We start from the raw sequence: 19,945 nt of genomic DNA, 5'->3' as shown, positions 1-19,945 counted from the left end.
ATCTACCTCCAAATTATAGAATAGCAACAACTTCTCCAACATACATGTCATGCTGAGCCTCATTCTCATAAAACTGCTTTGCAATCTCTGGGATCATATTCGCAGGCTCAAGTCTCTGGCAAATCATCTTTTTGCAGACAAGTGTAACCTCTGCCTCTGCAAATGTAACGCCATTTTCTACTTCCTTTGGAGTAAGGCCAGATTCATGAATCTTGTCCATATCACGACCGGATTTTGAACCAAGGACTCCCAAAGTCTTTTTGCATTCTTCTGGATAAAAGCTAACAGTGAAATAATCGTTGTCCTTCATAAACTCATTTGTGTAGCGAGATGTTCTCACGTAAACTGTAGCAACTGGCTTATTCCAAAGAGTTCCCAGACCACCCCAGCTAATTGTCATAGTATTAAACTTGTCCTTATCCCCTGCAGTAAGCAACGCCCACTTTCTATCGTACTGCTCAAAAATGTTTGTATTAAACTCCATAAGTAATTATCCTCCTTTTATTGTACGCAATTAATATAAAACAATAGTACTGTTTTATTACTAATAATTCTAGGTGAGAACTGCAATTTTAATAATTTCTTTATTATTGCAGTTAGTAAATAGGAGTTATGTATCAGTTCAAAAATAATGATATCTTACGTTATTGTAGTTCAAAGTATTTAGATATTTTATTGCTTAATCCATAGATATAAATCTATTTTTGAAAATCAAAAGTATTAAAATACATTATATTTAATTTTTAATACCAAAATTCCCCTTTAAAGCATATGTTCAAAATGCCCCTAAGTATTAAAATTCAAATATTACTGAATTTAATACCTTAGAGGCATCTTTTCTTCTACATTGTTAAATATTTGTATAAAAATAATTTTTCATCAAGTATTAATATTAAAAAATTATCTTTTTTAATACTTTTGCCCAACAAATCCATGAATTCCAAGCAAAAAACTTATTTGCAAAGCTCAGCCACAATCATATTGATGGCTTTTCCGTCTGCCTTGCCCTTAAGAGCTGGCATAACTTCCTTCATGATTGCGCCCTTGTTCTTAGAAGCAAGCACCTCTGCGAAGTTTGCCTGAAGGAATGCGCGAATCTCGTCTTCGCTCATCATTACTGGAGCATACTCTTTGATTACATCATATCTAAACTGGTACTCTTCCTTTAAATCTGTTCTCTCAGCAGGGCATGTGTCGAGCTGCTCCTTTGCTGTCTTTAATGACTTGAGAATAACCTGATCTACCAAATCATCTGCAATGTTATCTCTAGTGCCAGCGTCGATAGCGGCCTTCTTTACATCAGAAACCAATGAAGAAATAGCATCTTTTCTTGCCTTATCTCTTGCCTTCATTGCTGCAACCATGTCTTTTTGTAATGTTTCAAACTGCATTTTCATTATCCTCCTCTAATCTATTACCTAGATTATAGTCCTTATCAATGCGTAAATCCATGGCGCAATTACAGAAATCTGAAGAAACCACCTTGCCATCATCTATTCGGATGATGTGATTGCAGCAAAGCTCGATTAGCTCTGGATCGTGGGTGGATACTAACACAGTACTTCCGCTGGCAGCCAGCTCCTTCAAGAGCTCAGCCACTTTCACCATATGAGAATAGTCCAAGCCTGATGTTGGCTCGTCAAATAAAAGAAGCTTTGCCCCTGCGGCTATGGCAGATGCAATAGCAACTCGCTGCTTTTGACCTCCGGATAAAGCCATGGGATGTTTGTCTTTGAATTCAAGCAGCCCCAATCTCTCAAGGATTTCATTACATTTTTCGGTATCCTTTTCTTTCATCGAAAGCATCACTTCAGCTTCTACGCTATCTGTAAAAAGCTGATGATTCACATCCTGCATAACGAGATAACTTATATTAGTCAAATCCTTACCATGATACTTTTTATTGCGATAAATGATTTCTCCTGTGCAGTCCTTTTCCAGGCCGCAGAGACATCTAAGAAATGTAGACTTACCTGTGCCATTTCTTCCAATGACACCTATCACGTTTCCCTTTGGCAGATTAAGCTCAGGCAGATTTAGATTTAGAATATCCCCATCCTCAGCCGATAGCTTTTTCTTCCAGAAAATGTATGGCCTTCTTTTATATGTAAAATAAAAGTTTTTCAGCTTAATAGAATTCCCATAATCGCTAAAATTTCTCAGTGCGCTCTGACCTGAAGATATGTCACTAAACTTGTCTATATATTTCTCTTCGATTTTCACTGGCCTAAGCTTTAGACTTCTTATTTGCGAATCCGTAAATGCGAAGAATTCATCTCCATTGTATTCGCCGGCAATCTCCCCATTGTCCATGTAGATAACTCGGTCAAGCAAATCCTTCAAGTACCATAATCTGTGCTCCGAAATTACGATAGTCTTGCCTTCACTCTTCCATTTGACAATTTCATTTTTCAAGTCCTTGATAGCGTCCCAATCCAGATTGGAAGAAGGCTCATCCAGAAGAATAACATTTGGCAAAAGTGCCGACACTGAGCCACAGGCAATCTTTTGTTTTTCGCCGCCTGACAAATCAAAGAGGCTTCGGCCCATGAGTTTTTCCAGATTCATATCCTTTACGACCATGTCCTGTCGTCTTCTGATTTCATCAGGATTTAATCCAATATTTTCTGGTCCAAATACTATCTCTCCATCGGTATCAACCGAGAAAAACTGGCTCCTTGGATTTTGAAAGACAGTACCTACCACACCTGCCAAATCATAGAGCTCAGTGTTTTTTATTTCATGTCCATCCACAAGAACTGTACCGCTATAATCACCTGGATAATAGTGCGGTATCAAGCCATTGATAAGCCTGATAATGGTAGTCTTTCCTGAGCCAGATGCTCCACACAAAAGTACAGTTTCACCTTGTGCTATGTTAAGAGAAACATTGTTTAGCAGGCCTTCCTCTGACCCCTTATATTGAAAACTTACGTCTTTAATTTCGATTATATTCTTCATAATAAAATGTACTTATTCAAAACAAAAATAACTGTTGCGATTGAAAACAAGAGTATCAAAATCCAGTCAAAAACATGTAACTTAAGTTCCACAACACTGGTTCTTTTAACTTCCCCTCCAAGTCCTCTGGTGATGGCCGCTGCCGACAATTCGTCACCGATGTTGACGCATGAAAATAACAGGGGAATCATTCTGTATTCAACCATTTTCGCTGCATTGCCGCCTGCCAGTGATATTCCTCTCATCTTCATGGCATCCCTGATAGAACCATATTCCTCTTTGATGGTTGGGAAAAATCTCATGACCACTGCAAGAGAGATGGTGATGCCATCTGGAACATGCATTTTCTGCATTGCCGCCATAAATTCATCTATCTTTGTAGAATGAATTACATACCAGGCAGTAATGAATGCAGGTAAAAACTGTGCAATAATACCGCAATAACCTGTCAATAATGCCCTGATTAGTCCTGTTGATTCCGATGATAAGAAATAGAAAGTCAGAATCAACGCACTTATATACAGCGCAAAGAAACGCAATGCGCTGGCATAGCGTTTCTCTGCAATAAGAAGTGCGATAGGCACCATGGTAGTTAGAATTCTAAGACCCCACAAAAATGGCGTGGTGGCACTCATCAAAACAATGGCAGATACCACAAAAATCATATAAATTTTCGTTCGTGGATCTAGCTTGATTTCCATTAAACAATTCCCGCCTTTTCAAAATGTTTCTTTACAACTATTTTCCCGATATATGAACCGATGTATCCAAAAATAAGGCAAAGGATCAAAAGAACCCATATAGTTTTGCTGTTGATTGCTCTAAACAAACTGTCTGTGTATTCTGCTGAATAGCCCTCTTCTAGAAGGGATTCTCTATAAGAATTTGCAGTCACAATTACAGGAAAATAATTGGCGCAAATCCACAGGCAAAATACAGCATAACTAATGGAAATCATTTTGAACTGTTTGTAATCTCCGGCTTTTGCAATAAAATCGGCAACTACACCCGCCAGAATGATAAGTGGTGCTCCAAGGAATCCCATTCCTGTAACAAACATGATGATTGCAATTAATACTGACATAATTGTAATCATTCCAAACTTATCTACCTTGCTGTAAAAAAGCATCATAGGGATAGAGCCAACAATAGGAATCATCACGACATATGACGCTACGATGTATGGGTGAATGAAACCAAGGATGCCACATGCAAACTCCACTACAAATACAATTGCTGTAAAAATTCCTACTGTAATAAAATCCTTTGCTGTCAATTTTTTCTTATCCATTTTCTTCCTCCAGTTTAATTAAGCAATCTTCCAGCTTACAGCCTTCTTGCGTCCGCTAACAAAATTCTTGTAAATGCCATCCACAGCCATGAGCTCGTCGTGCTTTCCCTGCTGGACAATCTTGCCCTTATCGATGACCAGGATTTGATCTGCGTGACGTACAGTTTTCAGTCTATGGGCAATCATGATGATTGTCTTTTCTCTAGTAAGATTCTCGATTGCCTCAGTCAATTCCTTCTCGTTTTCAGGATCCACGTTGGCTGTTGCCTCATCCAAAATGATGATTGGTGCATCCTTCATGATGGCTCTGGCAATGGCAATTCGCTGTTTTTCACCACCTGACAATGTGGCTCCGCCCTCGCCAACCAATGTCTCATAGCCATCAGGGAGTGACATGATGAAATCGTGGCAACATGCTTTCTTGGCTGCCGCTATAACTTCCTCCATTGACGCCTCTGGACGGCCAAATCTGATATTGTTTGCAATGGTATCCTCAAACAAATAAACTCTTTGGAACACAAAGCTGAAATTCTCCATCAGAGAATCGAAGCTGTAGTCCCTTACATCTCTTCCGCCAAGTGTGACCTTGCCGGATTTCACATCCCAAAATCTTGCAATAAGGGATGTCAGCGTAGTCTTGCCACCACCGGATGGGCCAACGATAGCTGTAGTAGTTTTTTCTTTAATATCAAGGGTCACATCGTCGATGATAGTCCTGTCCTCATATGCAAAACTGACATGATCAAGATGAATGTCGCGGTTTGAAGGATGAATATCTTCACCATTAATATCCATCTGCTCAACTTCCATAATCTCATTTACCATATCAACGCCTTTTCCAATGATTCTGATAAGAGCTGTGTAAGTTCCTGCCAAATCAAGGGACTCAAAGATGATGAATGCACAAAGCATCATTGTGATGCAGTATGTGAGCTTCATGGTGCCATTCAGATAAAAAGCAATTGATGCGCCTGCAATTACAACTCCCGCAAGCTTACAGATAAGCATCTGCACGCCTACCAGAGGAATGGCTGCAACCTCTGCCTTGATATCAGCCTTTGTTTTTCTTTCGATTGCTTTATTGAGCCTTGCGTTGTTCATGGCGATAATGTTGTAGTTTCTGATTTCTGCAATTCCCTGGATGAACTCAAGAATTACGCCAACCATGTCCTTATCTGACTCAATTTTCTCGGGGGCAACCTTCTCTACGCTCTTGTTTGTAAACTGATTGAAGATAAAGAAAATCAGGATAACAGCAATACATATCAAACCGATTCGCACGTCAAAAATAAACATACCAAGGCTTACGATGAGGGTTGTAATTGTGCCCTGCATAACTAATATTATTGCGCGGGTTGCAATGTCTCCTGTCTGTTCCAAAGTGTTGGTGGTGACAGATGTGATATGTCCCAGGCTTGTATCATTAAAATATCCCATTGGCAAATATCTGAGATGCTCGCCAATTTCAATTCGCTTGCCAGCGCAGGTCCTATAGCCGCCTTCTGTAAGAAGCATCTGATAGAACCTATTTATAACCATTTTTCCGACAGTGCTTAAGAGCATAAATCCCATTACAAGTAAAAACGTATTTACGGTAATGTTATTATTCACAATGGCATCAATTGCAAAATAAGCTGCAGGAATCTTCATGCCAGCAAAGAATGCATCTATAACACCTAATGCAATTGATTTATAAAACTTTTTTCTGTTTTCTTCATTACAGAATTTGAAAAATTTCATCAGAATTTTAAGCATGAGCGGCCTCCCTTCTAGCTTCAGAACCCATAACTGAATCCACTCTGTCATCGTCCTTCGACATGGTGTGAGCCTCCCACATATTTCTGTAGAGTGGACAATCAGCTAGGAGCTGTGCATGAGTGCCTTCTGCCTCAACATTTCCCTCATTAATAACGAAAATCTTGTCCGCATCAATGATGGTTGAAAGTCTATGAGCAATAACGATAAGTGTCTTGCCCTGTACCAGCTTTGCCACGCTTTCCTGTACCAGCGCTTCGTTTTCTGGGTCCGTATATGCGGTAGCCTCATCCATAATTACAATCGGTGCATCTTTGAGCATTGCTCGTGCTATACAGATTCTCTGTCGCTCTCCCCCTGATAGATGTCCGCCTGCGCCACCAACTATGGTGTCGTAGCCATTTTCAAGTCCCAAAATAAATTCATGGCATCCAGTAGCTTTCGCTGCAGCGATAACCTCTTCATCTGTAGCACAGGCCTTGCCCAGTCTGATATTTTCCATTACAGACATATCAAACAGATAGTTGTCCTGGGCAACATAAGCAATCTGGCTTGTGTAATAGTCAAGCGGAAGTTCCTTAATATCCACTCCGCCAAAAGTGATGGTTCCTTCATTCACATCCCACAGTGAATCGATGAGACGGGCAATGGTGCTCTTGCCTGAGCCAGAAGGTCCTACAAAAGCATTAACCTCGCCTTGCTTGATATCCATATTCAAGCCGTGCAAAATTTCCTTATCCTTGTAAGAAAAATGCACATTTCTGAGAGTAATATCAGAGCCCACCGGCTGCTTTGTAAGAGTGTCAGGTCTCACCATATCTTCTCTTTCAATAATCTCTGTAACCTCTCCAAAGATTGCCTGCATTTTCATAATGTCATCCATGTATGAGAATGCAATCATCAAAGGTCCCATGAGACCTGCCGAAAGAATAACTGATGTTATGAAATCCTCTGGTGTCATGCCACCATTTTTCACTAAAAGTAACCCAATTGGGAGAACTCCAAGGAATGTAGCTGGTGTGAAAGCAAAGCTTCCCGCCTGGAACCAGATACATTTTCTCATCCAATTGATGAAGCAATCTGCACCTTCCTTTGCAGCAAGCACGAATTTTTCATAAGAACTTCCCGTCTTGCCAAAGGCTTTGATAACCTCGATACCATTGATATATTCAACAGCTGTATCATTCAAATATTTAGTTTTTTGTATCGTATATTCGAATTCACCCTGACTTTGGGCCATCATACCAGCCACAAAACATAAACCGATTGCAACTGAAATGAGATTTGCTAAGCCCATGCGCCAGTCCAAAGCAAGAATGTAAATGAACATGACTATAGGCAACAAGATATTTGCTGTAAACTCAGGCACAATATGAGCCAAAGTTGTTTCCATAGAATCAACGCGCTCTACAATAATATTTTTGTAGGCACCACTGTTGTCATCCAAAACCGAACCAAGTGGAATAGTTGAAAGCTTCTTGCAAAGTTGAGTTCTTATTCCGCCCAATACGTTGAATGTGGCAATGTGGGACAATGTTGTAGATGTTGAGTGAAGTGCAACTCTAAGGATCCAACATAACGCCATCATCAAAATCAGTGACATGTAATGGCTGAAATCCATATCCTTTGATAAAAGCATTCCAACAATCTTAGCAATTATCAAATATGGAATAAATGACATGGCTACACCGATAATAGCAAGCAGCACACTGCCGATGTAAAAACTTTTCTTTCTCCCTGCAAAATGAATAACCCAGGAGAACGTACTTTTTTTCTTCATAAATTCCTCCTTCTGGCAAACAAGAACAAATTTAGAAACCTAAGAATTTTCTCCAACCTTCTTTAAAGAATCTGGATATTGTATCGCAATAGTGAAGGGCCTGCTCGTATGTGAAATCATGATGAACCATCTCCAGCATTGCTGTGTATTGCGCGCTTAAAAGCAAATGCATCTCATTTTCATCAACTGAATTTACTAGCATACCTCCAGCTTCAAGCTCATCTTTGAAAGCCAGCGTAGCTTCCTGCACCTTTGAGACAATCGTATGAAGATAATTCTCATATTTCGTGCCCTCGTTTTTGCAAAACAAAAGCTTGTGTGCATCAAAATTATCGTAAATAAGCTTAACGATAATCTTCGCCTGATCCTCATCTTCCCACATGGCTTCAACGCCATCTTCTCTAGCAGTGCCCACCTGCCTTGCCTCTTCTGTCTGGCATAATCCTTCCCAAGCACTAACAGCAGGCTCAACTACAGCATCAAAAATCTCCTCTTTGTTAGCATAGTGCCTGTACAAAGCGGTGGCTGTAATACCTACTTTACTTGCGATTTTTCTCATGGAGGCATCCTTATAGCCCTTCTCCATGAACACTTCCATTGCGGCTTTTAAAATTTGTTCCTTAGTTTCTTTGGTTTTCACGTGAATTCCTTTCAAAGTTAACACTGTTAACTTGTTAGTTCCGACTAACATTATAGTTAGGTATAGCTAACTTGTCAAATAGTATCTAAAAAAATTATCATTGCCATCAAAAAAGCGAGGCATTTAGCCTCGCCCTTTTTAATATCTATCCTATTTTCTTCCCATAAGAATTGCGGAGCCGCTCAGGCCCATCCATACTGACTCCCATTTGCTCATGAACATTCCATTTGTTGTATCTACAAGCTTTACTTCTTCATACCCCATATCCTTCAGTTTTTTAACAAAACTTTCCATATCACCATATTTGCTTTTAGACATGATGTCATGAATAGCGAATGTTCCACCCTTCTTGAGAGTTCTTAGTGTCTCTAAAAGAATTGCCTGCCTATCTTTGCTAGGTATATTGTGATAAACATAGTTGCTTGTTACTGCATCAAATGTTTCATCTGGAAAATCTAGAGAACAAGCATCTCCCTGCTTGAATGTGGTATTATTTACTCCCTCAGCTATTGCATTGTTATCGCAGAGCGACTTGCTAAAGGATGCATATTCCTTACCCCATCTATCAATTCCAGTGATTTCAGCTTCAGGATTTTTCTTTGCACATGCAATACTCAGCGCACCGCTTCCACAACCAACATCAAGACATTTTCCCCCTGCTGGAATGCTGACATATGAAGAGACACCATTTATTATTTGTTTTGACATCTGTCGCTTGCCATCATATGAGAAAGCTCTATACATCAAATACATCCATATGCTACACAATAAAAATATCACTGTTAGTGCCAAAAAAACTTTTCCCAATGGTGTTCTGTAAAAAGTAAAGTACGTCAGCACAAGGAAAAATACTGATACAGTCTGCACTCCCAGAATCATTCCCTTAGGCATCCAATTTTTGTAATCTGGTTTCATATTACCCTCCACTCTTAAATAGTTTTAATTTGATTACATAATACTACTTTTAGTTAGGTATGTCTAACTCGAATTATAAGTTATTAACATTTGGCTTCTGGAGGCAGGCTTTAATTGATGTAAATAGTATCATGATTAAGCTCTGGAGAGATGATTATGAGAATTTTAATCATTTTTTATGTAAAAATGAGCTATGACATGGTTTAAAGAACGATATCTCAAATTCTTTATATATTTTTATGTCTATTTAATGGATAAGCGACCTCTCTCCCAACTTAAAAGTATTAAAACAGCCTTAATTGAATTTTTAATACCTGATTTGTCCTGGCCCCCTTATATTCACAATGTCTCCAAGTATTAAATATTTAAGTAACTTTGTTTTAATACTTTGAGGTGATTTATAAATACACAACCTGTAGCTTTTATCCATAAATAACAAATCATCGAGTATTAAAATTGAAAAATACTCCCTTTTAATACTTTTAAATTGAAAAAAGTATATTTTGGACAGAAAACGACAACAAAAAAAGGCGAGGCCTCAGCCTCGCCATACAATATCAGAAAAACAATAGCAAGGCTAAATGCCTCGCCTAATCAAAATCCTGTTCTACATCAGCAATAGCGCATTTGCCGCAAACCTGGCCGACGAATTCTTCCATGTAGAAAAACTCACCATCAAAATAGGAATCAAATTCCTTAATGGCGCCAGCCAAAGTAAAGGCTTTGCCACAATCCTTGCATTTCCTCATAAGAGACATGGCAACTTCGTCATCCTCTACTTCGTAGTCGTCATGCTCCATGTCGCCCTCTTCATAGCCTTCCAGCTTATGAGTAGCTAAATATTCATCCGATGGCTTAAGCTCTCCATCTATCTCTGAAAAAAATCCCATAAATATTTATATCTCCATTCTTTCTACATCCAATTATAATCGCCACCGGTGACAGCTAATGAAAGAAGTGCGTCCATACGCTCAACCTCTTCTTCGCCTCTAACAACCTGCAAAAGCTTTGCTGTTTCCTTGACCACTGGCATTTCTTCATCTGGTCCAATTTCCATATCTGGCTCCTTGCCACAGTAAGGACAAACCAAACTTGGACCAACCTGAACTGATAAAAATCTGTTAGCACATTCTGAGCATTCATAAAAGCCTGCTAATTCTGTGCCGTCTGGAACATAATACATAAAACTAACCTCTCTATCTATTCATGTAATTCTAGTGGTAATCCATCTGGATCAAAAAAGAATGTCATTTTTTTATTTGTAAATTCATCAGTCCTGATGGGCTCGCATTCGATTCCAATGGCATTCAATTCATTTACCGTATTTACGATATCATCAACTACAAACGCTAAATGCCTAAGGCCACAAGCTTCTGGATATGATGGTCTTTTAGGCGGATTTTGAGGTGCAAAAATCTCCAGTTCAGTTGACTCATTTATCCTCAAATCTAGCTTCCAATCGTTCTTCTGAGGCCTAAAATTTTCTCTGATGATTTCAAATCCTAGCTTATTAACATAGAAATCCTTGGACTTTTCATAATCAGAAACAATTATAGCCACATGATGTATCATAGATAAATTCATAATAAACTATTCCTTCTTTAAATTAATAATATAACGATTATATACTATCTTCTAGAAAATATCCTTCAAAATCCCAAAAGTCTCCCTCACCATATTGTTTGGAAGATAATGGTATTCTGTGAAAGCAGCAATGCCCATCACATCAGCATCGGTGTAGCGCTTTGCAATCATCACTCCTCTGAATACATGGAAATTGTTTGTGACGATGCCGATTTTCATATCAGCTGATACCTCCACAAGATTCATCGCATTGCTGATATTTTGATCAGTATCTCGTGACTCACTTTCAACTATTATTCTATCTTCTGATATGCCTTGTTCAATAAGATAAATTTTCCCGCCTTCACCTTCGGAGATGGATTCGTTGACGCCCTGGCCGCCTGTAACAATTACCTTCGTGTCAGGATTACTATTCAAATAATCAACCGCAGAATCAAGCCTTGCCTTATAGACTATACTTGGTCCCCAGTCTTTCATCTGCGCGCCCAGGACAATAATGTAATCTGCACCGTTCTCTGCTTTTGAAAAGAATTGAGTGAGTATACATCCCTGGCATATGATGAAGATGGAGATACCTATAGCGACAATAATTCTGAAAACAATTCTTATCGCTTTAGGTACTTTGGGCCATAAGTTTTTCTTGTCCATCAGATACAGTAAGCCAAAAAATATAGCTGCTAAGACCCATATAATAAATGAAAATGTACCACTTCCCACCATATAAACAGCAATTGAATACAACGCTGAAAGAATGGCTAAAAGTGCATAAACTAATCTTAATTTATGCATTACTCTTCCCTTTCGAATAATTGAACTTTCCCAACGTATGTACTAAGCTTTATATAGATTATATAGATATCACTTCAAAAGGGGAATAATAATAATGGAAACTTACAACACAGAAGAACTACAATCAACTGGCGATGGCGCCCGCCTTGCCGCCAAAACATTGCTGGTGTCCCGTATCATAAAGCTCTACGGCGCAGCAACATTATTCCTGGTATATTTCCAAATATTCTATAGGCACTGGGATTACCTGCAACGATGGATATACAGCTACTCCCGCATTCTACTTGGTGTGGCAATCGTTCTGTTTTTTGCAGGCATCGACATCGCCTATATTTCTCATAGCATCAACAAAGCCTACCGCCTTAGCAGGCCTGACCTAATCGACTTCTACCACGATTTATCGAAGCACCTGCTCATAAACATCATCCGTGGTAAGGAGCAAACCAAGGATGAAATTGCTGCAAAGCTTCCCGATAATGCAAGAAAGAATCATCCTTTCAAATTGCTGATAATGTTCTGGATCTTCGCTTTTAGCATCGGCTTTATAGGCGCGCCATACGACAACTATTATTGGTTCGGATTTCCGAAAATCGCAGTAGGCATCGCCGCCCTCATATCCACGGTGGGCCTAACTCTGATTATCCCAACAATTGTGGCTATGATTGCATACATCATATCTTTGAAAAAGACTGACACAGCCAAGCTCTCAAAGCTGCAAAAAGCCCTGATTATAGTGATTACTATCCTATCATTTGTACCAAACTACATTTGGCTTTACGATGCAATAAACTTTGGATTCGACTTAGATTCAAGCTCAGATGAGGCTGTTGAAGACACAGAATACATCCCTTCGTACGAATCAGATTATCAGGACGATAGCTCCCAATATATGATTGACGACTCCGAAGAGTATATGGACGACGTCACCATCATGAATCACATGATAATCCTTTGTAACTACCTGGTTAAAGAGGACGTCATATCCGATTTTTCCGTGGAGCTAGACTTCAACGCCAAAGGCTATGTAAAGGGCACCGTCGCCCGCGACGACGACTATGTTTACGTGCTGTATGACAACGGCATAAAACAAGACGACCAAGGAAACGACTGCCTCGAGCTCGTGCTTGAAGCAGAGCCATTGGATGAAGACGGCAATTCCCTTGGCCAATCCGAAGCTTCTCTAAAGGGCTTTTATTTAGTGAACGCAGAAACTAAGACTGTAATCGACGAGCACAAAACCCATTGGTAATTCCAACAAAAAGGCGAGGCCAAAGCCTCGCCTTCTTTATATATTCTACAACCTGTCCACAGCTTCTTTTAAAATTGCCTTTTCATCAGCGCCGTAGATATCTAGCCCAGTTGCTTTAATCAATTCTATATCCTTTATTCCATAAAAATTTTCTGCTAGGGATTTTATATATCCAAATCCGAATTCTTCCGGAACATAGGTACCACCTGCTGTCATTACGTAATACAGCTTACTTGCTTTGCATAGTCCTTTTGGGATGCCTTCTGGAGTATACTCGAAAGTAATCCCAAGGACATTTATGTGCTCAATATACTGCTTAAGCACAGCTGGAAAAGATAAGTCCCAGTAAGGTGCAGCAATAACAATTGTCTCTGCCCTTGCAAATTGCTTGGCCAAAGTAAACATCTGATCATCAAAATTACGCGAAGCAATAAGAGAATCTCTTTTCTTTAAGAAAGCCTCATCGGTCTTTGGGAAATCAATATCTTCAAGCTTTACTTCTTCGAAATCACCTAGCTTAGAAAGCAAAGCCTTTGCTAACACTTCTGTTCGCGATTCTTCTCTTACACATGCATTAATAAATAAAATCATACTCTTATCACTCCCCGTAAAATCTTTCTAATCTGTTTTTCAGTTGCTATAGGATATACTTCCATAATATGCTCAGCTATAGCTTTTCCAGATTCTTCCGGATTCATACTATATAAAGATGCCACGTGGTCACGCCCATAGATATTTTCAGGCTTAGTATATATGGCGATAGGCCAGCCATAAGCTTCGCCTATTTTGTTCTTGCGTTGCCTAAAATCACGTACTGTAAGATATGTCATCATCTGAAGGTCAGTGATTGTACCATCAAAGCCTTTTTCGCCGCCTTTGCCAAAGCCTGCTTTTTGTTTCAATTCATTAGAATATATTTCATCACAGATTTCTAAAACATCCATAACTTTCTTTTGGCGTCTTGAAGCTTTTTCATCATCCCATAGAGCATCAAAATCATAGCCATCACGCCTGTAGTTAGCAAAAAATGGAAACCATTCCTTTGAAATAAATCCAGCTTTCTTATTGAAAAACTTACCATAGGCAATGTCACCACGACGTGCTATAATTTCTCTCCATTCCCATGGATCAAGTGTTGGATTGCCACTCCACCAATATTCGGGAACTGTGCGCTCTTCTAGTGAAAATCCGGGAATTTCATTCTTAAATAGAGGCAGAAATCCAATTTCATTTATATATTCAATTGCTTCATCAACTGTATGTAAACATTCTGGATCATCCCATTCCACTCCATACATTACCCATGTACCATTTTCATTAGGCATTAATTTAATATCCCCCATTCTAACCCATCAAAAAAGCCCCAAGGCAGGCCTCCTACTCATCATATTCAATCACATACCCTACATGGTCCTTATATTTAGGCACACTTTCAGCTATATCATCGGGCGCAAAATATAGATACAGTCCTGATGAGCCATACATTAAAAGCCCAGCCTTGCCATCGTATACGTCCCACTCAGTTTCCTTAAATGATGAATCATAATCAGGATCATTCCTATACTCATAATCATACGAAGAATACGTATTTACGTTTTCCCCAGAAGGAAGAACCCAACGATCATTCATGAATTCATCTCCAACCCATTCACACTTCCTAAAGGCGATATAAAAGGAATTGTCAGTCATATTTTCTTTTTCTATAAGTTCCTGGACTACTTCTAGTTCCTCATTACAGGTAATTGTGGCCAGATATCCGCCCTTGGCCTGCGCCTCATCAAAGGCTTCCTGCCATGATACATTTTCCTTAACCAATTCATACCGATGACCATATGAACTCCATTTGCCGGTTTGTAGTATCGCACGAATCTCGCCAAGCTGATAATAATCATCTGGACGCTCCAATAAGTCTATATCTATATACGATGCGATATTGCTATTAAATTCTTCTTTTGTAACTTCTTGACCTTCCCATTCATATGTATAGTTAATACTACTTTTCTCTGACTCATCTAGACTCGATAACCGTTCACGTTCTTCATCAGACATATAATATAAACCCTCGGCTATTTGTGTAAATTGGCCATTTTCCAATTTAGAAATATATACAGGATAATAATCCATGTGGCCAGTATCAGTATATAATAACCCAGTTTCAGGAATGTATTTCGTGCCAATACGACTTAGCACATAATCAACAACCTCACCATCATAATAAGTTGCAATTAGCTCTCCACCTGCTTCAACATTTGTATCAATCATAAGCTCAGGTATATCATCGTCATCCAAATAAATAAGAGTATAGTCCCAAGTGTTCAAAGTCTCTTCTTTATTAGAATCATCTGAACCAACTTCCATATTGTTAATATAATCCAAATATGCCTGGCCCCACTCAGTAGGATATTCTCCCACACTTTCTTCAGCTACCTCATTCCCCTCAGTATCTTGAGCCTCTGTAGTAGATTCAATTGTCTCAGAAATATCCTCTTCATCAGAAATAGTCTGCCCACAGCCAATGAGCAGACTACCAATTATTACGCAACTTAATACATTTCTCATTCTCATCATGTTTGCATTCTCCCTTTTGTCCATCTTATTGTACCATTCCTTCTGCCATATTTTCCTCTAAAATCAGGAAGAAAATTGAAATCCTACGGTTCAAATTTCAAATAGGACTTTTCACCCGTAGGAAAATGAGAAAAATGACCCCTAGTGTGTATTATCTCAATGAATTTCTATAAATTACAGCCAAATTATTAGACTTTCTATAAAATGTGTATATTAATTAATAATACCTCAGCCCTGATTACCTCAAATCTCCCCAAATCCTACGGTTCAAAATCAAATTTTTAATCAGCTGCCCGTAGGATTTGAAAATCAATCAAAAAGTTATGCCACACTGGCATAATAATTCATATAATCCATCTCCCACATTGTTTATTTCCCCTTATAAATCTTCAATATTTCATCGATATATATTTCCAAGTAAGAGTCGCCACCTTCTATCAGCTCGTTTTTCTTAAGAAGCTCAACTATGGCTTTTGCTATTTCTTCAGCAGTAGCTATCACCTTATCTTTCATATTGATGCTTCTAGGATTATATGTATTATATCTCCATGCTGCATCATCGCTTACAGTAGAAGCAAGCTTTTTGACAAGCATTGCATACTCGCCCTCATTATCTAGTTCAGATAAAGCTCTATAAGTCCATTTATAATATGGCGCAAATTTTCTATTAAGCAAAAAGTAAAGCTCCATAGCTGCCTCAAGGCCTTTTGCTCTACAAAGCTCCGCCGCCACTATATCATTTCTAGTCATGCATCTAGCATAATTCACCTGAAGAGCTGCTGAAAACTGATGAAGCTCATTTACTATTCTTCTTCTCCAAATGCTATCTGGGTAGTAGCTTAAAAGAAGATTCCTGAATCTTGTAAATTCACCCAAATCGTCTCTAAAGACCTCTCCATTTGTTGCTGTAGCAAGACAACTGTGTTCTATATTAAGCCAATCATTTTCCGCAAGAATACAGTCTTTAGTGTTGCAATCAATATAAAGAATGTTTGAGTAAAATGACCTTATAGTCATAACCCCTCTTCGCTCTTGAAGTCGTTCTGTAAGCTTTTCACCACCATACTGCATAGCAAGCTCATTATATGCTATAGATAAAAGGCATCCTATTTCATCAAAGTCCTCGTCGGTAAGCCATAGGCATACGCCAGTACCAAAATCATGATCACGAGACATATAATCATCATAACCAAAACAATCTGAACCTTCGCCAACTAAGCCTACCGCTATTCTTGATTCATATTTAGGAAACTTTTCATGTATCATAGGAGCCACATGATTCTCATAAAACCGGCGACTCTTTTCAAATTCTGTGTTTCGCATTATCTTTCCCCTGTAAATTGATTACGTTTCTGAATTATTCCTCCACGCCATCTAGCTGAATAATCGAATCTTTCTCTACAGCAGTAACAAAGCTATAGCTTTCTATTGATTCAATGAGGGAATCTAACTGCTGGTCATTAATTGTATCTTTTATAGACAATGCATATCCAGATATCACATCGTACTTATACATAACCTCAAGGTTATAAGCATTACAAAGCTCTTGGATTTGCTCATCAGTGGTTCCTTCTTCAACCATTACTATCAAAGAAGACATGCTGTATTCCTGAACTGGCTCTTCTAGCTCTGGTACCTCAACCTCTATCTCTTCAGTTGGAGAATAAATTGGTTCATTTATTTCATCTTGCTCTGCATCTTTACATGCCATTAAACCAATTGAAGCAATACATAATGTGATAATAATCAATCTTTTCATACTATTATCCTCTACTTAGACGTTCCTATTATCCTAATTCCCCCGAACAATTCTAAAATATGATGGACGTTTCTTCAGATACTTAATTCTCACCCTGCCATGTCTTCGATTATTAGCTTCATGATCAGAAATATATTTGATATATTCCCTGTTGTTAACAGTATATTTAATCTGAATGTCCTTGTATTTCCTGTATTTTCTTGCTGTTCTAGGATGAGAACCGGGAACCACATATTCTTGGTACCTTTCTTCATGTCCTGTAAGTGTAGCATGTGTATATTCCCAATTAGATGCCTTACTTGTATAAATATTCCAGCAACCCACGTACGCGGGAATCACAATCCCTACTACAATTACAACTGCTAGTACAACAATTCTATCAATTAAATCGTCGGTTCTTCGGTATGTAACGTAATCTTCTATGAGTACGTATCCAAATGTCAAAAGGCCAAAATCCAAAACAGCTAGCAGTAAAAACGCACATAAATTGCCAAATTTATTTCCCATATTAACTACTCCCACTTCTTCCATATTTACAGTATTTCCTATATTTGCGCCTCAGCTGATTTCATTTCACTACTTGTAAAAGCACAAAGTGATACATCCACGTCATAATCTGGATAATCCTTAGTGAAGCTCTCGTATGCTCTCTTGCATTGTTTAGCTGACTCTCCAGGAGCATCTGCTAAACTACCGCCAAATATTCCTGAACTTATTAAAGGGAATGAAATACTATGAAGACCATTATCCTTAAGAACAACCAGCGAATTGTAATAAGCTTCAAATAATTCCTTAAATGCTTTTGGAGTAGCTCCAAAATTTGGACCTACTGCATGAATTATATATTTACAATTAGTCATGTTAAAAGCTGGAGTAATAGCTGCTTCACCATCATTTAAAGGTGGATTGCATTTATCACAAGCATCTGATAGTTCCCTCATTCCAGCTTTGCTAAAGATAACACCACATATACCGCCACCGGCAGCTAAATATCTATTGGCAGCATTAACAACTGCATCAACCTTTTGGTCTGCACATGATCCATTTATCAATTTTAAGCTGCTCATAAGACTATTCTCCTTCTACTGCTTTTCTACATTTTTCACCTTAAAAGATTTCCTTACAAAAATCTTCTATTTTTTTATCATTATCATCACTAGGCTTGTCCTTTGGATCAATAAGAATAAGTGTAGCAGCAAGCGAATCTATCCCAATGCTCTCCTTCAATTTTCCAAAAGCTTTCTCTGCACCAGCTCCACTTTGACATGCGAATGCTGCAATTCTCTTTTCTTTAATCCTAGGGTTCTCTTTTATAAATGTTCTAAGTGGTGGAGTAATATTGCTAGCCCAAACCGGAAAACCAAATACTATCTGCTCATAAGAAGCTAAATCTATAGAATATGGTTCCAAATCAGGAGTTTCTGCCATAACAGCACTCTTCCCACCCCAGAAGAATTTTGCAAATCCTTTTTCTGGATACTTTTTAACAGGAACTAATCTTAATGTATCAGCACCTATCTTATCCGCAATTTTTTTAGCAACAAAATCTGTATTTCCCTCATGGGAATAATAAATAATAAGTGTTTTCATGAAAAAATCCCCCTCATGTATTATTGTACCATTCCTAGCAGGCCCTGTAACTAAAACTAAAATCAGGAGGCAACTTATTGCCTCCTGATTTGTATTTTCTATAGCATTTTTAAATACTTGTCATAATTAGCACTGGTAATACCAAGATTGCTCATCGCTTCTTCCGCTGTGATGCCCATATTGTTCATTAAATTTTTTATAGAGCGCGCTATTCCTCGATCTTCACCTTGCTCAACGCCTTGCTTTATACCTATTTCTATGCCTTCTTCTCGACCTTGCTCCAAAGCCTCATGCCTTATGAGATCTTCCTCTTCCCATTTCTGCATATACCTAACACCTACTTTCTCGCTGGCCTTCACCCGCGCGACTCGCGCCTTAATCTTTTCAAGATTTGATGAGGCCATGATGTTATTGTTCTCTTCATCTTCATTATATTCAATGAATTTCATTAGCGCAATAAATTCAGGTGAAACTTCGCTAACATTTGTACCATGAGTGTTTATAAAAATACGCTTTGCTCCATCCTCAAGCTTTAATTCTGGATACTCCATGCAAACACTTTCAAAGGTGTAAACATACTTGCCTAAGCCAAACAAATCAAATGGCATAATCATAATAATGGTTGTGTTATTGATACTATTAAAATCAACTTCGCCTGGCGTCAAAAGAGACGAATCAATCAAAGCTTGATAGTACCTGGTTCTCTTAACCAAATCATCTCGCTTACCTTTTTGCATCTCCGTGTTGTAGATGTTGCACTTGTCATCCATTGCGAACACATCTACTCGGATTGAGCGGAGCCATGGGGCTGTCCTGAATTCCTTTTCAGTCTGTGCTTCTGTTAAAAGGTTGAGTTCCTCCTCTCCTAGGATGATGCGTAGCAGCGCCTCGTAAGCCTCACTGTCCTCCACCACTTCATCAAATAAAAATTTGTCCAATAATGTAAGTTCCTGTAGGGTCTTCACAATACTACCTCCTGTACCCTATATTATGTTCTAATTATACCGAACATCTTTTCGGAACACCAGTTCTATTTTGCACAAATTTTATTTTCTCAAGGGCTC

23 protein-coding genes are annotated in these 19,945 nt (G+C 38.7%); 1 reads left to right on the top strand and 22 read right to left on the bottom strand.

From position 1 onward, the window contains the following. Positions 1-13 precede the first annotated feature (13 nt). From BM102_RS02340 to BM102_RS02280, 13 genes are all read right to left on the bottom strand, one after another. Positions 14-484: a flavin reductase family protein gene (locus BM102_RS02340; RefSeq protein ID WP_090478589.1), complete on the bottom strand. Its 471-nt coding sequence runs from the start codon at positions 482-484 to the stop codon at positions 14-16. A gap of 469 nt (positions 485-953) precedes the next feature. Next, a complete protein-coding gene (locus BM102_RS02335; RefSeq protein WP_090478587.1) occupies positions 954-1,391 on the bottom strand; it encodes a GatB/YqeY domain-containing protein in 438 nt (145 codons plus the stop codon). Continuing rightward, complete coding sequence (locus tag BM102_RS02330) at positions 1,381-2,961, bottom strand: ABC transporter ATP-binding protein (protein ID WP_143085451.1); 1,581 nt, start codon at positions 2,959-2,961, stop codon at positions 1,381-1,383. The genes BM102_RS02335 and BM102_RS02330 overlap by 11 nt, the downstream gene beginning before the upstream one ends. Next, complete coding sequence (locus BM102_RS02325) at positions 2,958-3,662, bottom strand: energy-coupling factor transporter transmembrane component T (protein ID WP_090478585.1); 705 nt, start codon at positions 3,660-3,662, stop codon at positions 2,958-2,960. The genes BM102_RS02330 and BM102_RS02325 overlap by 4 nt, the downstream gene beginning before the upstream one ends. Beyond that, positions 3,662-4,252, bottom strand: a complete 591-nt coding sequence (locus tag BM102_RS02320; protein ID WP_090478584.1) for an MptD family putative ECF transporter S component — start codon at positions 4,250-4,252, stop codon at positions 3,662-3,664. The genes BM102_RS02325 and BM102_RS02320 overlap by 1 nt, the downstream gene beginning before the upstream one ends. 18 nt (positions 4,253-4,270) lie before the next feature. Next, positions 4,271-6,007 (bottom strand): ABC transporter ATP-binding protein, encoded by a 1,737-nt coding sequence (locus BM102_RS02315; protein WP_090478582.1) that lies wholly within the window; start codon positions 6,005-6,007, stop codon positions 4,271-4,273. Continuing rightward, positions 6,000-7,787 carry an ABC transporter ATP-binding protein gene (locus BM102_RS02310; RefSeq protein WP_090478580.1) on the bottom strand — a complete coding sequence of 596 codons (1,788 nt, stop codon included), beginning with the start codon at positions 7,785-7,787 and terminating at the stop codon, positions 6,000-6,002. The genes BM102_RS02315 and BM102_RS02310 overlap by 8 nt, the downstream gene beginning before the upstream one ends. A gap of 31 nt (positions 7,788-7,818) precedes the next feature. Continuing rightward, positions 7,819-8,427 (bottom strand): TetR/AcrR family transcriptional regulator, encoded by a 609-nt coding sequence (locus BM102_RS02305; protein WP_177194883.1) that lies wholly within the window; start codon positions 8,425-8,427, stop codon positions 7,819-7,821. Positions 8,428-8,577: 150 nt separating this feature from the next. Then, on the bottom strand, positions 8,578-9,342 hold the full coding sequence (locus BM102_RS02300) for a class I SAM-dependent methyltransferase (protein WP_090478576.1): 765 nt from the start codon (positions 9,340-9,342) through the stop codon (positions 8,578-8,580). 590 nt (positions 9,343-9,932) lie between these two features. After that, the gene (locus tag BM102_RS02295) at positions 9,933-10,232 is read right to left on the bottom strand and encodes a hypothetical protein (protein WP_044937901.1); all 300 of its coding nucleotides are present in this window, start codon (positions 10,230-10,232) and stop codon (positions 9,933-9,935) included. 23 nt (positions 10,233-10,255) lie between these two features. Then, complete coding sequence (locus BM102_RS02290) at positions 10,256-10,525, bottom strand: hypothetical protein (protein ID WP_044937899.1); 270 nt, start codon at positions 10,523-10,525, stop codon at positions 10,256-10,258. Positions 10,526-10,542: 17 nt separating this feature from the next. Next, complete coding sequence (gloA2, locus tag BM102_RS02285; RefSeq protein WP_090478574.1) at positions 10,543-10,926, bottom strand: SMU1112c/YaeR family gloxylase I-like metalloprotein; 384 nt, start codon at positions 10,924-10,926, stop codon at positions 10,543-10,545. 51 nt (positions 10,927-10,977) lie between these two features. Further along, positions 10,978-11,715, bottom strand: a complete 738-nt coding sequence (locus BM102_RS02280; protein WP_090478570.1) for a YdcF family protein — start codon at positions 11,713-11,715, stop codon at positions 10,978-10,980. A 94-nt stretch (positions 11,716-11,809) separates the two neighbouring features. Here BM102_RS02280 and BM102_RS02275 point away from each other — a divergent pair, with 94 nt between their 5' ends. After that, positions 11,810-12,964 (top strand): hypothetical protein, encoded by a 1,155-nt coding sequence (locus BM102_RS02275; protein WP_090478567.1) that lies wholly within the window; start codon positions 11,810-11,812, stop codon positions 12,962-12,964. 45 nt (positions 12,965-13,009) lie between these two features. Here BM102_RS02275 and BM102_RS02270 read toward each other — a convergent pair whose 3' ends face one another. The 9 genes from BM102_RS02270 to BM102_RS02230 all read right to left on the bottom strand — a co-directional run bounded on the left by BM102_RS02270 (position 13,010) and on the right by BM102_RS02230 (position 19,846). Then, positions 13,010-13,555 (bottom strand): NAD(P)H-dependent oxidoreductase, encoded by a 546-nt coding sequence (locus tag BM102_RS02270; RefSeq protein ID WP_090478564.1) that lies wholly within the window; start codon positions 13,553-13,555, stop codon positions 13,010-13,012. Further along, positions 13,552-14,289: an AlkZ-related protein gene (locus BM102_RS02265; RefSeq protein WP_090479061.1), complete on the bottom strand. Its 738-nt coding sequence runs from the start codon at positions 14,287-14,289 to the stop codon at positions 13,552-13,554. The genes BM102_RS02270 and BM102_RS02265 overlap by 4 nt, the downstream gene beginning before the upstream one ends. Before the next feature lie 52 nt (positions 14,290-14,341). Further along, the gene (locus BM102_RS02260) at positions 14,342-15,532 is read right to left on the bottom strand and encodes a C-type lectin-like domain-containing protein (RefSeq protein WP_090478561.1); all 1,191 of its coding nucleotides are present in this window, start codon (positions 15,530-15,532) and stop codon (positions 14,342-14,344) included. A gap of 369 nt (positions 15,533-15,901) precedes the next feature. After that, positions 15,902-16,855, bottom strand: coding sequence for a DUF4037 domain-containing protein (locus tag BM102_RS02255; RefSeq protein ID WP_090478558.1), 954 nt, complete (start codon positions 16,853-16,855; stop codon positions 15,902-15,904). 34 nt (positions 16,856-16,889) lie between these two features. Continuing rightward, positions 16,890-17,291, bottom strand: a complete 402-nt coding sequence (locus BM102_RS02250) for a hypothetical protein (protein ID WP_090478555.1) — start codon at positions 17,289-17,291, stop codon at positions 16,890-16,892. 33 nt (positions 17,292-17,324) lie between these two features. Continuing rightward, on the bottom strand, positions 17,325-17,798 hold the full coding sequence (locus BM102_RS02245) for a hypothetical protein (protein ID WP_143085450.1): 474 nt from the start codon (positions 17,796-17,798) through the stop codon (positions 17,325-17,327). 38 nt (positions 17,799-17,836) lie between these two features. Continuing rightward, positions 17,837-18,358 (bottom strand): macro domain-containing protein, encoded by a 522-nt coding sequence (locus tag BM102_RS02240; protein WP_090478549.1) that lies wholly within the window; start codon positions 18,356-18,358, stop codon positions 17,837-17,839. A gap of 40 nt (positions 18,359-18,398) precedes the next feature. Next, positions 18,399-18,881, bottom strand: coding sequence for a flavodoxin family protein (locus BM102_RS02235; RefSeq protein ID WP_090478546.1), 483 nt, complete (start codon positions 18,879-18,881; stop codon positions 18,399-18,401). A gap of 98 nt (positions 18,882-18,979) precedes the next feature. Next, on the bottom strand, positions 18,980-19,846 hold the full coding sequence (locus BM102_RS02230) for an Rpn family recombination-promoting nuclease/putative transposase (RefSeq protein ID WP_177194882.1): 867 nt from the start codon (positions 19,844-19,846) through the stop codon (positions 18,980-18,982). Between the last annotated feature and the right edge of the window lie 99 nt (positions 19,847-19,945).

The sequence above is a fragment of the Pseudobutyrivibrio sp. JW11 genome (assembly GCF_900115355.1).
GTDB classification, from domain to species: Bacteria; Bacillota; Clostridia; order Lachnospirales; family Lachnospiraceae; genus Pseudobutyrivibrio; species Pseudobutyrivibrio ruminis.
Note: the sequence above shows the minus strand (reverse complement) of the source record. Positions and strands in the feature narration are given on the sequence as shown.